13 protein-coding genes are annotated in these 12,914 nt (G+C 40.7%); 2 read left to right on the top strand and 11 right to left on the bottom strand.

Translation table 11 applies throughout. The annotated features are described in order from the left end of the window. Window positions 1-15: 15 nt before the first annotated feature. The 6 genes from leuB to ilvD all read right to left on the bottom strand — a co-directional run bounded on the left by leuB (window position 16) and on the right by ilvD (window position 8,257). Entirely contained in the window at window positions 16-1,113 is a 1,098-nt protein-coding gene (gene leuB, locus NST13_RS03270; RefSeq protein WP_342469421.1) for a 3-isopropylmalate dehydrogenase, read from the bottom strand. 121 nt (window positions 1,114-1,234) lie between these two features. Then, window positions 1,235-2,779, bottom strand: coding sequence for a 2-isopropylmalate synthase (locus NST13_RS03265; protein WP_342469423.1), 1,545 nt, complete (start codon window positions 2,777-2,779; stop codon window positions 1,235-1,237). Then, entirely contained in the window at window positions 2,779-3,792 is a 1,014-nt protein-coding gene (gene ilvC / locus NST13_RS03260; protein ID WP_342469424.1) for a ketol-acid reductoisomerase, read from the bottom strand. Before ilvC ends, NST13_RS03265 begins: the two co-directional genes overlap by 1 nt. A 113-nt stretch (window positions 3,793-3,905) precedes the next feature. Continuing rightward, complete coding sequence (gene ilvN / locus NST13_RS03255) at window positions 3,906-4,427, bottom strand: acetolactate synthase small subunit (RefSeq protein WP_342469425.1); 522 nt, start codon at window positions 4,425-4,427, stop codon at window positions 3,906-3,908. After that, window positions 4,424-6,181 (bottom strand): biosynthetic-type acetolactate synthase large subunit, encoded by a 1,758-nt coding sequence (gene ilvB, locus NST13_RS03250; protein WP_342581402.1) that lies wholly within the window; start codon window positions 6,179-6,181, stop codon window positions 4,424-4,426. The genes ilvN and ilvB overlap by 4 nt, the downstream gene beginning before the upstream one ends. Window positions 6,182-6,586: 405 nt before the next feature. After that, window positions 6,587-8,257, bottom strand: coding sequence for a dihydroxy-acid dehydratase (ilvD, locus tag NST13_RS03245; RefSeq protein ID WP_342469427.1), 1,671 nt, complete (start codon window positions 8,255-8,257; stop codon window positions 6,587-6,589). A gap of 689 nt (window positions 8,258-8,946) precedes the next feature. On the opposite strand from ilvD, the gene NST13_RS03240 reads away from it, so the two are divergent. Continuing rightward, window positions 8,947-9,204: a GlsB/YeaQ/YmgE family stress response membrane protein gene (locus NST13_RS03240; protein WP_342469428.1), complete on the top strand. Its 258-nt coding sequence runs from the start codon at window positions 8,947-8,949 to the stop codon at window positions 9,202-9,204. Between the two features lie 135 nt (window positions 9,205-9,339). Here the strand turns inward: NST13_RS03240 and NST13_RS03235 are convergent, their stop codons facing one another. Then, on the bottom strand, window positions 9,340-10,029 hold the full coding sequence (locus tag NST13_RS03235) for a lytic transglycosylase domain-containing protein (protein ID WP_342469429.1): 690 nt from the start codon (window positions 10,027-10,029) through the stop codon (window positions 9,340-9,342). Window positions 10,030-10,274: 245 nt separating this feature from the next. Here NST13_RS03235 and NST13_RS03230 point away from each other — a divergent pair, with 245 nt between their 5' ends. Continuing rightward, window positions 10,275-11,375 (top strand): methionine biosynthesis PLP-dependent protein, encoded by a 1,101-nt coding sequence (locus tag NST13_RS03230; protein ID WP_342581401.1) that lies wholly within the window; start codon window positions 10,275-10,277, stop codon window positions 11,373-11,375. Window positions 11,376-11,407: 32 nt separating this feature from the next. On the opposite strand, the gene NST13_RS03225 is transcribed toward NST13_RS03230, so the two are convergent. From NST13_RS03225 to NST13_RS03210, 4 genes are all read right to left on the bottom strand, one after another. Then, a complete protein-coding gene (locus NST13_RS03225) occupies window positions 11,408-12,034 on the bottom strand; it encodes an SCO family protein (protein ID WP_342581400.1) in 627 nt (208 codons plus the stop codon). Between the two features lie 118 nt (window positions 12,035-12,152). Further along, window positions 12,153-12,302, bottom strand: coding sequence for a YvrJ family protein (locus NST13_RS03220; RefSeq protein WP_342469432.1), 150 nt, complete (start codon window positions 12,300-12,302; stop codon window positions 12,153-12,155). A gap of 92 nt (window positions 12,303-12,394) precedes the next feature. Further along, a complete protein-coding gene (locus NST13_RS03215; RefSeq protein WP_342469433.1) occupies window positions 12,395-12,607 on the bottom strand; it encodes a DUF2922 domain-containing protein in 213 nt (70 codons plus the stop codon). Window positions 12,608-12,627: 20 nt separating this feature from the next. Then, a complete protein-coding gene (locus NST13_RS03210; protein ID WP_342469434.1) occupies window positions 12,628-12,846 on the bottom strand; it encodes a DUF1659 domain-containing protein in 219 nt (72 codons plus the stop codon). Window positions 12,847-12,914 lie beyond the last annotated feature (68 nt).

The raw sequence follows: 12,914 nt of genomic DNA, 5'->3' as shown, positions 1-12,914 counted from the left end.
CTTTACCACCAACCTTTAAATATATGATTCCATAATACTATCAGCTACAAAATTTGTATCGATTTCCGCAATGACTTTATCCGTCCATTCATCTGTAGTCAATGCGCTGTCTTTATCTTTCGCAAGGTCTCTAGTGAAGTAACCATCTTCAAATACGGCATTCACCGCCCGTTCGATTTCCGCCGCTTCTTCTTTCATGCCGAAGGAGTAACGGAGCATCATGGCAACTGAAAGAATCGTAGCTGCCGGGTTCGCAATGCCCAAACCTGCGATTTCAGGGGCAGATCCATGGACAGGTTCGTATAGACCGAAAGAATCGCCACGGATAGAAGCGGATGGTAATACCCCTAATGAACCTGTAATAACAGATGCTTCATCACTTAAAATATCTCCGAACATATTATCTGTCACAATGACATCATAATGGCTCGGATTTGTGATAAGCTTCATTGCCACAGAGTCGACTAAATTATGTTCCACTTCCACTTCAGGGTATTGAGCTTTTTTCTCTTCCACGATTTCACGCCATAAACGGGAAGTTTCAAGCACATTCGCTTTATCCACTGAACAAAGTCTTCCACGTCGTAATTTTGCAAGTTCGAATGCATTGTCAACAATGCGCTCGATTTCTTCACGAGTATAAATGTTTAAATCGCTTGCTGCTGATTCGGTGCGTTTTTTCTCGCCGAAGTAAATGCCGCCTGTCAATTCGCGCACAATCAACAAATCCACATTATCGGCAACTTCTCTTTTCAATGGTGAAGAATCCAATAGGCTTGGGAAAGATTTTACCGGTCTTAAGTTCGCAAATAGATCAAAGGTTTTGCGGATTTGCAACAATCCTTTTTCAGGTCTTAGTTCAGGCGGGTTGTTATCCCATTTTGGACCGCCGACAGCTCCAAGTAAAATCGCATCGCTTTGACTGCATGTTTCGATTGTTTCTTCTGGAAGTGGCGTATTGAATTGATCGATGGCAGCACCGCCAATCGCTGCATATGCTAAATGAAATTCATGTTTATACCGTTTTCCGATTGCTTGAAGTACACGAACAGCCGCCGCAACAACTTCAGGACCAATTCCGTCACCCGGAAGTATCGTAATTTTCTTTTCCATTGTGAAAAACACCTTTCCTTGAAGTGATGAATAAAAGAATTTTTTGAAATGGCTTCTATTTTTAACAAACGCCATCAAACATTTGCATATTTGATGGCGTCACGAAATGGATTAACAACATTTAAATTTGGGCAATATGTTTCTTAACAAAACTATCGTGGATCAAATGTCTGTTAATGGCGTCAACAAAGGCTTTTGCAGTTGCTTCAAGCACGTCTTGGGAAGAATCGCGTCCAGTTGTCGTCACATCATTGTAACTGATTTTAACAACCGCATCCGCCAACGCATCCCGTCCTTTGCTGACGGATGTTACTTGGAAATCCATTACATGCACTTTCGTATCCACCAATTGTTCCAACGTATTAAAGATTGCTTCCACAGAGCCTGCTCCTGTTGCTGCAAGAGTTTTCGTTTCTCCCTCAGGAGTGGTCACGGATGCAGTCGCAGTCGGAATGTTGTCAGTACCATATGATACTTGAACACTATTCAATGCAAATTTTGGAATGTCTTCAATGGATACGGATTGTTCAGTCAATAATGTGATCAAGTCTTCTTCCGTAATTTCTTTCTTGCGGTCTGCAAGCTTTTTGAATTCTTCGAAGGCTTTATTTAATTTCTCATCGGAAAGCTGGAAGCCCATTTTTTCAGCGCGATCGCGGAATGCGGCGCGGCCGGAGTGTTTTCCAAGCACAAGCGGCACTTCACCTTCTCCCACCAATTCAGGAGAAATAATTTCATATGTTTGTTTGTTTTTCAACACGCCATCCTGGTGAATACCGGATTCATGGGCAAAGGCGTTTTTACCGACAACCGCTTTGTTTGGAGGCACCAAGAATCCTGTTAAGCGGCTTACCAATTGAGATGTTCTCTTAATCTCTTTCAAATTGATGCCAGTTTCAGCACCATAAAAATCTTTCCGAATATGAAGCGCCACTGCAATTTCTTCTAATGAAGCATTTCCTGCACGTTCACCGATACCGTTGATTGTACATTCAATTTGATCTGCCCCGTTTTGAAGTGCCGCCAGTGAGTTGGCGACTGCCATACCCAAGTCATCGTGGCAGTGTGCGGAAAATTTAACTTTGTCTGCTCCACGGACATTTTCTTTCAAAAATCTGAACAGCTCACCATATTCCTGTGGTGTCGCATATCCAACCGTATCTGGAACGTTGACCGTTGTCGCTCCGGCTTCAATGACTTTTTCAATGATGCGGACCAAAAATTCGCGGTCGGATCGGAATCCGTCTTCAGCTGACCATTCCACAAGCGGGAAGAATTTCTTTGCGTATTTGACAGCTTCCACGGCCTGTTCAACCACTTGATCCGGCGTTTTTTTCAATTTGTATTCCATATGGATTGGACTAGTTGCCAAGAACACATGGACGTGTGGCTGTTCGGCAACTTTCAACGCTTCCCAAGCGCGGTCGATGTCGTTTTTCACACAGCGGGCTAGACCCGTTACGATGGAATTTTTCACTGTGCTTGCGATTTTATTCACTGCATCAAAGTCGCCAGGGCTTGAAGCAGGGAAACCTGCTTCAATGATTGTAACCCCTAGACGTTCCAATTGTTTGGCAATTTCAATTTTTTCGGCAGTGTTTAAGTTAATGCCAGGTGATTGTTCACCATCTCGAAGTGTTGTATCAAAAATATCGATCTTACGCACTATTTAATCACGACCTTTCGATTTCCAGCGTTGATGAAAGGCATCATTTTACGCAACTCTGCTCCAACTTTTTCAATTGGATGTTCTTGTTCGCGTTTTTTGTATTCATTGTAACGTGGACGGCCATTCGCGTTTTCTTCAAGCCATTCTTTTGCAAATTTACCGCTTTGAATATCTTCAAGCACTTTTTTCATGTTCGCTTTTACATCTTCTGTAATGACGCGCGGACCTGATACATAGTCGCCCCATTCAGCAGTGTCAGAGATGGAGTAGCGCATGTTGGAGAATCCGCCTTCGTAAATTAAGTCAACGATTAATTTCATTTCATGCAAGCATTCGAAATATGCACTTTCTGGTTGGTAACCAGCTTCAACTAATGTTTCAAAACCGGCTTTGATTAAGTGAGTTACCCCACCGCAAAGTACTGCTTGTTCACCGAATAAGTCAGTTTCTGTTTCTTCTTTGAATGTTGTTTCAAGAACACCTGCACGAGCGGAACCGATACCTTTAGCCCAAGCAAGTGCAAGATCTTTTGCGTTGCCAGTTGCATCTTGGTAAACGCCGATCAACGCCGGAACCCCTGCACCTTCAGTGTAAGTGCGGCGAACCAAGTGACCAGGACCTTTTGGCGCTACTAAGAATACGTCCACATCTGCTGGAGGTACGATTTGTTTATAGTGAATGTTGAAACCATGAGCGAATACCAAAGCGTTTCCTGGCTCCAAGTTTGGAGCGATTTCTGCTTCATACACCGCTTTTTGAGCTTCATCTGGAAGCAGAATCATGATAACATCCGCTTCTTTGGATGCTTCAGCAACAGATTTTACATCCAAACCATCTTGTTTTGCTTGTTCCGCAGATTTACCTGGACGAATACCTACACGTACATCAAAACCGGATTCTTTCAAGTTTTGAGCATGTGCATGCCCTTGGGATCCATAACCGATTACCGCAATTTTCTTCTCTTTTAATACAGTTTCATTAATTTCGTTATGATAGTACATTTTTGTCATCTTTCTTTTCCCCCTAAAATTGTTAATCTTTTCATAATTTATATTTTTTCAATGACAAAGACAGTTCAGAAAACTATCTTTGCATTGTTGGAACTAACAACTTGAATAAAAATTTATTTTAAAAGCGAAAGAGGTGTTTGATCATAGAATGTTTGTTGCACCTCACGAACAGTAGCAGTCACGCCTGTTCGCGTCAATTCCTTGATTCCATATGGCCGGACAAGTTCGATAAAGGCATCGATTTTGTCCGGATGGCCGATCACTTGATAAGTGACAACATTTTTTGAAGTATCGACGATTTGAGGCCGGAATGGCTCAACAATGGCATTCATTTCAAGTCTCAAATTCGGAGGCGATACCACTTTGACAAGTGCGAGTTCACGAAGAACAATCGCTTTATCAGTGATGTCGTTGACCTTCAATACATCAATTTGTTTTGACAATTGTTTGATGAGCTGTTCCAATTTCACATCATCTTCAATATTGACCACCAGTGTCATTTTGGAAATGTTCGGTTGCTCTGTATGACCAACCGTAATGGATTCAATATTGAATTGTCTTTTCATCAATAAACCTGTTACACGGTTTAATACGCCACTTTGGTTGATAACTGTTACAGTAATTACTCGTTTCAAAATTTTTTCACCCCTACCATTTCATGAAGCGCTTTGCCCGATGGCACCATTGGGTACACATTTTCCAGTTGTTTCACACGGCAATCAACAACAACCGGCTCATCGGAATTGATCGCTTCTGCCAAAATTCTTTCTGCTTCATCGATTGTCTGAATTCGATATCCTTTTAATCCGTAAGCTTCAGCCAATTTCACAAAATCCGGCTGAACCGGCATTAAACTTTGTGAATAACGGCTATCGTAGAATAATTCTTGCCATTGGCGCACCATGCCGAGAGCGGCATTGTTGATGATAATGACTTTCACTGGTAGGTTGAATTCTTTCAATAACGCAAGTTCTTGGGATGTCATTTGGAAACCGGCATCTCCCACAATGGAGATTACTTTTTTATCCGGTTTGGCAAATTGGGCTCCGATTGCGGCTGGTAGTCCGAATCCCATCGTTCCAAGGCCGCCTGATGTTACCCATTGATGGCTGTGATTTTGCAGATAGTATTGGGCAGCCCACATTTGGTGCTGACCTACGTCTGTCGTCACAATCGCATCTCCGTTCGTGATTGTGTGTACCATTTCAATGATTTGTTGCGGCAATACTTCTTTTTCATCTTCCACATACCAGAATGGATATTCATCTCTGACGCTGTTCAAATAATCGATCCATTCAGCTGTGTCCGGTGCGTTGAAGTCGTTCTTCAACAATGCTTTCAACGCTTCTTTTGCGTCTGCCACAATCGGAATGTCCGTACGAATATTCTTTCCGATTTCGGCAGGATCGATGTCAATATGGATGATTTTCGCCTCCGGTGCAAATCTCGATGTATCACCTGTTAAACGGTCATCGAAACGCGAACCGATGTTGATGAGCAAATCCGATTTTGTAATCGCGTCGTTTGCCACTACCGCACCGTGCATTCCAGCCATGCCGTAATTCAATTCGTGATTGCCGGAAATGCTTCCTAAACCAAGTAATGTTGTGACTACAGGAAGTTTGTATTTCTCTACAAATTCGACAAGTTCGTCGCATGCATTTGCAAAGAGCACCCCTGCTCCAACAAGGACTACCGGCTTTTTCGCTTCGCTGATTGCCTGGATAGCTTTCTGAATTTGCAGATAATTCGGTTTATAATTTGGTTGGTATCCTGGCAAATACACTTCATCCGGCACATTTGCTTTTGCTTCATCAAAAATGGCTGTCGAAATGTTTTTTGGCAAGTCGATGAGAACAGGCCCTTTTCTTCCGGAGTTCGCAATATGGAATGCTTCTTTGACGATGCGCGGAATATCGTTTACATCCTGCACTTGATAATTGTGTTTCGTAATAGGAGTCGTAATTCCGATAATATCCGCTTCCTGGAAGGCATCCGAACCAATCACCGTCGTTGCCACTTGCCCTGTGAAAATCACCAGTGGAATCGAGTCGATCATCGCATCGGTAATTCCTGTTACTAGGTTCGTCGCACCTGGACCGCTTGTCGCAATCACAACACCCGGTTTATTTAAAACACGCGCATATCCTTCTGCAGCGTGGATAGCTCCTTGTTCATGACGAGTCAAAATATGACGGATCGGATTCTTATACATTGCATCATAGACGTGCAACACAGCACCGCCTGGGTAGCCAAAGACGATATCAACACCCTGATCATGTAACGCTTTAATTAAAATATCAGCACCATTTTTCGGTCTGTTTTCAACTTCCTGCATCCCTGATGGTGAGGCATCCATTTTTGCGTTTGTTGACGCATTTGCAGTCATTTCGTATACATCCTCCTTCTAAAATATCTAAAATAAAAAAGCCTTTTTCTCCACCGCAAAAGATTACCTTTTGCGAAGGGATGAAAAAGACTTTTCATGGTACCACCCTTTTTCGTAGCAAGAACGCTACCTCTGCGAATAGCTGTCACATTCCACCCACGGCAACATAGATGGAATAGCTATTCATTGGTAACGGTGCACGAAACAGTGCCCGGAGCTATCTAATGGCGTTTTCGCGTTTAATAGCTCACTCCGAGGGGATGTCGGATATAGTTGTATCATCGGTTTCCACCAATCCCGACTCTCTGGTAGATACAATGCTCTATATCCTTTTACCTCATCATTGAGTTATACGTTTATAATTAAATATTTTAAAGTTCAAGACTCATCGAAATTTTATGAAAATTATATTTTCATAATACCGCCTTTAGAAGCGTTTGTCACGAGTTTTGAATATCTTGCTAACCATCCGGTTTTAATTTTCGGTTCGAATGGTTTTAAATTCTTACGGCGTTGTTCCAACTCTTCGTCAGATACTTTTAAATTGATTGTCCGATTAGGTAAATCGATTTCAATTATATCACCATTTTCAACTAATGCAATAGGTCCGCCTTCAGCTGCTTCTGGTGAAATATGGCCAATTGAAATTCCTCTTGATGCACCGCTGAAACGGCCATCTGTAATCAAGGCCACTTTTGTTCCAAGGCCTCGTCCCATAATGGCAGAAGTCGGAGCAAGCATCTCCGGCATACCAGGACCGCCTTTAGGGCCTTCATAGCGAATGACAACAACGTGTCCTTCCCTAACTTCCCCGGAATCAATGGCAGCCAATGCTTCATCTTGCGAATTGAAGACAATTGCTTCGCCAGTAAAGACTTTGATGGATGGATCTACGGCACCAACTTTGATGACAGATCCTTCAGGTGCGATATTTCCATAAAGGATGGATAATCCTCCCACCTTGCTGTATGGATTGTCTTTTGTACGGATGACATCAATATTTGTAATTTCATGATCTTTTACAAGTTCACCGATTGTTTTACCGGTTACCGTTATGCGATCCGGGTGAATGCAGCCAGGGATTTTTGCCAATTCATTGATGATTGCACTTACTCCGCCGGCTTTATTGACATCATCCATTGAAATGTCGGAAGCTGGCATGATTTTCGCAATATATGGAACGCGTTCAGCGATTTTATTAATGTCTTCCAAGTTATAATCAATTCCTGCTTCGTGGGCAATGGCCAATGTGTGCAGCACTGTATTTGTTGAACCGCCCATTGCCATATCCAGTGCAAAGGCATCGTCAATCGCTTCTTTTGTGATGATGTCGCGTGGACGGACATCTTCTTCAATCATACGAATTAAATGTTTTGCAGCCTCACGGATTAATTCTTTTCTCTTTTCGCTTGTAGCAACAATTGTTCCATTTCCAGGAAGAGCAACTCCCAGCATTTCCATTAAACAGTTCATGGAGTTCGCAGTAAACATTCCCGAACAGGATCCGCATGTCGGACAAGCGTGCATTTCAATATCTTTAAATTCTTCCTCAGACATTTGACCGGATTTGAATGCCCCAATCCCTTCAAAAACTGAAGTTAGAGACAATTGTTTACCTGTGGCACTTCTTCCCGCTTCCATCGGTCCACCGGAAACGAATATGGAAGGAACGTTTGTGCGAACCGCAGCCATCAACATTCCTGGCGTGATTTTGTCACAGTTTGGAATGAAGAATACACCATCAAACCAGTGAGCATTTATCACTGTTTCAGCAGAATCTGCAATCAGTTCACGGCTAGGCAACGAGTAACGCATTCCGATGTGACCCATCGCAATTCCATCGTCAACACCGATTGTGTTGAATTCAAACGGAATTCCTCCTGCTTCAATGATCGCTTCTTTTACTTCTTCAGCAAATTCACGTAAATGTACATGACCTGGAATAATATCGATGTAAGAGTTGCAAACACCGATGAATGGTTTTCCCAAGTCTTTTGGTTTTACCTTGCCTGTAGCATAAAGTAAGCTACGATGAGGAGCACGGTCAACTCCTACTTTGATCATATCACTTCTCATACTTCAAACGCCCCTCACAAATACTAATATTTCCAATGTTTAAAAAAACGGGTTATAAAAAATTTTCCGACAATTATTCTCATTTAACATCTTTTATAAAAACTGTCGGTGAAATTGTTGTCATAATAGTACAAAAATGCCCCTTTCGTCAACAGGGTTTTTGAAATTTTTTATAAAATTTTAAAAATTTGAATTTTAATGAAAACGTTTTCTTTCTATTTAAATGCTGCACTTTACTTGAAATATTCCGTTTTTTCTCCGTTGATACATAATCAATTTTTTTGGCGGCAAACTAATCATGATGAGTGGGTATTTGACATCTGTATAGACAATGATTGTTGAGTTTTGTCAAAAAAAAATCTAACCCTTTGAGGGTTAGATCAGATAATAGGAACCAGTGTAAAGTCGATGGCTAAATTGAATAATACAAGCGTATGAAGAATTGCAAACATAATCCCTTGGCGATTTAATTTTTCAGATGCATTAATAGTGATATGCATAATGTATCCACCCCATCCCCAAAATATTTGACCTCTTTGTGAACATTATATGACATTTTTGTTCAATTTGCAAAATATTTTGAAAATAAATTTTATTGATAACCCGCTTTGGATTGTCTGCATATCTTCAAAGCATTTGAGCACACTAACACAAGAAAAGTTGCACACAATTAAAGGAGTGGATTAATCGTGAATTTTATTTGGTATTTAATTATCGGCGGAATCATCGGCTGGCTTGCAGGAGTCATTGTAGGTAAAGATATTCCGGGTGGTATCATCGGTAATATAGTGGCGGGCATTATTGGCTCCTGGATTGGAAGTGCATTTTTGGGAAACTGGGGTTGGGAAATCTCCAATTTCTACATTTTCCCTGCTTTGATCGGTTCCGTGGTTTTAGTCTTCATTGTAAGTTTAATCATGAAAAGTTTCAGAAAAGCAACGGATTAAAAATTGCCCATTCACAAAAATCAAAAATGATCATCCTGACAAATGGATGATCATTTTTCTTTTCCAACAATAAAGTTGGCCACAATGCCTTTCATCAAAAAACCGTTGCCTTTCGTTTCCGTATCCATATCCGTTTCAGTCAATCGCCGCCAATGCTTCCCTTTCCAATAACGGTCCGACACGATTATATTGTTCATAATAATACAGGACTTTCTTTACATACTCCTTGCTGTGGTTATAACGGAAAACCGCTTTCTCAATTTCCCCATCCTGTACACCGGATTTGGACAAGAAATTGGCGGCACTATAAATCGCATCTTCTATATCAAACGGATCGGCAATACCGTCCCCATTCGCGTCCACTCCATAACCGCCGTACTTTTCAATCACTTTCGGATCGGTTTTTTCAGATTCCGGAATGTTTCCCTTCCCTAATCCCGCACAGGTAGGATGATCCCATCCAACAAATGTGCATGGCATGAACTGCATATGCCCTTCCGCTCCCACCGGTGAGACTAATGTGTCCATTGTAGAAAATCTTGTTTCCACCCGATGATGGGCGGCAAGCAACGTCCATGGAACATTGTATTTTTCCCCGGCCGCTATGTAGATTGGAATATATTCTTCCGGTATTTTTAAGTCAAATCCTTCTTGAATTTTTTCGATTTCAGATAATTCTTCAGGGTAAATAATTGATTTCAAATCTTCCCAAGCGAAATAAACAAACGAGTAAATAATCATTGATGCCGGAATGAGCAGAATGATCAGGAAAAACTTCATTCCGGGACTGATCAAAGGTTTCTTCCGTTTTTTCTTTTTAGCCATGATTTCCCCCTGTGAGAGCGCATTTAACTATTCTAACCATTGATTATAACCTAAAAACGAAAAATTGATTTGAAAACGCTAATGAATTTTGGAAAATAGTTCAATTCATTGTTTTTATTATTATTTCTATTTATAAAATAAGAAATATTTTATTAATTCTTGAAACTATTGTTTTTGAATTAAGACCTGTGATAAATTGTTTAATAAACAATTCAATAAAGTATTTCAAGGAAAGAGTGACAGTCATGACAAAAAGTTGGATTGAAACAAAATTAGTTCAATTGGGAAATCAAAGTGACATCCGAACAGGTGCTGTAAATCCCCCAATTTATATGTCCACAGCCTATAGACACACTGGCATTGGGGAATCTACAGGATATGATTATATTCGAACAAAAAACCCGACCCGTGAAATTTTAGAAAATGGCATTGCGGAATTGGAGGGGGGAGATGCGGGTTTTGCCTGTAGCTCCGGAATGGCCGCCATTCAATTGGTTCTTTCCATCTTCAAACCGGGTGATGAAATCCTTTTGCCGGAAGATGTGTATGGGGGGACTTATCGTTTACTAAAAGTATTTAACGAAATGTATCAAATCCGGCCGGTGTACTTCTCAAAAGTGGAAGAAGTTGAAGGATTGATCAACGAACATACGAAAGCCGTTTTCCTTGAAACACCTACAAATCCATTAATGATCGAATTTGATTTGGATTATTTCAATGACATCTGCAAAAAACATAACTTGTTATTTATCGTTGATAATACATTCTACTCCCCATATTTCCAACGGCCAATGGAACATGGGGCGGATATTGTTGTGCACAGTGCGACCAAATATATTGCGGGACATAACGATACATTGGCCGGTCTTGTCGTTTCAAAAGGGAAAGAGCTTAGCGAAAAATTGTCATTTAATCAAAACAGCATGGGGCTTGTGCTGTCCCCTTTCGATAGCTGGCTGGTCATTCGCGGTTTGAAAACATTGCATGTGAGAATGAAGCAGCATGATGAAAATGCGAAAAGAGTCGTTGCATATTTGAAAGAGGAACCTTTAGTTTCCGATGTACTGTATACCGGCAAAGGCGGAATGCTTTCATTCCGTTTGACGAAACCTGAATTTGTCAATCCGTTCTTAAAAAATATGAAACTCATTACGTTTGCCGAAAGTTTAGGCGGTCCGGAAAGCTTTATTACATATCCTGCAACTCAAACACATGCCGACATTCCATACGAAGAACGAATTGCCCGCGGAGTGGACGATTGTCTCTTGCGCTTTTCTGTGGGAATAGAAAATGCGGAAGATATTATCGCCGATTTAAAACAGGTCTTTGATTCATTAAGAGGCTGATAAAAAAATGCTTGGGAAACCCCAAGCATTTTTTATTTCTTCTTCATATTATTGATTAATGTTTCCATATCCAATGCAATTTCATCATATGGTACAGCTTTAGCTGAATTTTCCTCTTCGGAATAACCTGAATAATATTTTACGGCAACCCCATTTTCATCAACGAGATAGAATGAGGAACCATGAATCACTTGATCATCATCTTCCGGTTTTTTTACAAGCGCTTTAAATGATTGAAGTGCAAATTGTTCGATGAATTTTTGATCATAGCCTGTAAGCAGATGCCATTTCGATTCATCAGGAACTGTAAAGTAGTCCAAATACTTGGATAACGCTTCCGGCGTATCATTTTCCGGGTCTACTGAAAACCCGACGATTTTGTAATCTTCGAGGCCTTTTTCAACCAATTTTTCTTGCACTATCGACATGTTTAACGTCATTGGCTGGCAAATCGTTTTGCAGTTTGTAAAAATAAACATAGCAATCCAAGGTTGCCCTTTTAAGTCATCTAAAGTAACCGTTTCTCCCCGATGATCAATCATAGTAAAGTCTTGTATCTTATACTCGATTGTCGGTTTAAAATTATAATTGCTGCAAGAAGATAATAGGACCCCGACAATCAGCAACAAGGTGATGATGATTAATTTCTTTTTCTTCATTACGATTCAACTCCCTTGGAATACTATGTTAATCATAAATGAAAGGCGTATTTTAGTAAAACTTTTTCTCATGAAAGATTTTTAACAAATTTGTGAAAAAAATTTCACTTCTTGCTTCTCATTCAAATACTTTTTCTCCATTCATACTTTTCATGGATGCAAGCACCGAATAGATTGCTTCCAGCTTAACTTCAATCCGATGCAGCAAATAAAACGAAATGACAATCGGAAAACCGATTTCCTGAATGAGCGTAATCCATTGTTCCATTTGCATCTCCCCTTTCGATTGGACACCATGCCGAATTTCAATTGATTAGAAAATCGACAAAATCCATTCAGGATTTTGCCGATTCCAAAAGATTAAAATAGATTTTCAATGGTTTTATCAATCATGCGGGCCTGTTTGATGGAAACAAGCGCCGATCCATTTACATGAAACACATCCTGATTCATGATGGTTTCCATTGCGCTTGATACATCTGATGGAGTCAGATCCGGTTTTGGATCATTGATTGAAATGGTGAAATTCTTTCCGTTGGCAGCTTCAAATTTCATTTCGAGTACCTTAGCCATTCACTATCCCCCCTAACAGATTAAAGTTCGATTTTTTCCGTTTTTGACACTGAAGCCTGGACCACCGGGTGACCGGAAAGTTGGATGAATGCTTGTACCACCCCGGCTAGTTGCTCGGCTGTCACATTGTTGCGCACATTTCTGTAAGTTCTGGACGCCAAAATCGTATTGCCGGATTCATCAACGCCCGTTTCATAAACGAGTTTTAGTGTCCCTTGCTCGAACGTCAAGTTGGCCATCTTCTTCTCCCCCCTTTCATCTACCTATATATCAATTTGTTGAAAAAATAGAGACAACGTTAATGAAA

This window comes from Ureibacillus sp. FSL W7-1570, from assembly GCF_038593265.1.
In the GTDB taxonomy this organism is placed as follows: domain Bacteria; phylum Bacillota; class Bacilli; order Bacillales_A; family Planococcaceae; genus Ureibacillus; species Ureibacillus suwonensis.
This window is presented reverse-complemented; position numbering and strand designations above follow the sequence as displayed.

What these genes read in the sequence shown, in the direction of transcription:
- leuB (WP_342469421.1), bottom strand. Translation starts at nt 1,113, where the DNA reads ATGGAAAAGAAAATTACGATACTTCCGGGTGACGGAATTGGTCCTGAA.
- ilvC (WP_342469424.1), bottom strand. Translation starts at nt 3,792, where the DNA reads ATGACAAAAATGTACTATCATAACGAAATTAATGAAACTGTATTAAAA.
- ilvB (WP_342581402.1), bottom strand. Translation starts at nt 6,181, where the DNA reads ATGACTGCAAATGCGTCAACAAACGCAAAAATGGATGCCTCACCATCA.
- ilvD (WP_342469427.1), bottom strand. Translation starts at nt 8,257, where the DNA reads ATGAGAAGTGATATGATCAAAGTAGGAGTTGACCGTGCTCCTCATCGT.
- NST13_RS03235 (WP_342469429.1), bottom strand. Translation starts at nt 10,029, where the DNA reads ATGGCTAAAAAGAAAAAACGGAAGAAACCTTTGATCAGTCCCGGAATG.
- NST13_RS03230 (WP_342581401.1), top strand. Translation starts at nt 10,275, where the DNA reads ATGACAAAAAGTTGGATTGAAACAAAATTAGTTCAATTGGGAAATCAA.
- NST13_RS03225 (WP_342581400.1), bottom strand. Translation starts at nt 12,034, where the DNA reads ATGAAGAAAAAGAAATTAATCATCATCACCTTGTTGCTGATTGTCGGG.
- NST13_RS03220 (WP_342469432.1), bottom strand. Translation starts at nt 12,302, where the DNA reads ATGGAACAATGGATTACGCTCATTCAGGAAATCGGTTTTCCGATTGTC.
- NST13_RS03215 (WP_342469433.1), bottom strand. Translation starts at nt 12,607, where the DNA reads ATGGCTAAGGTACTCGAAATGAAATTTGAAGCTGCCAACGGAAAGAAT.
- NST13_RS03210 (WP_342469434.1), bottom strand. Translation starts at nt 12,846, where the DNA reads ATGGCCAACTTGACGTTCGAGCAAGGGACACTAAAACTCGTTTATGAA.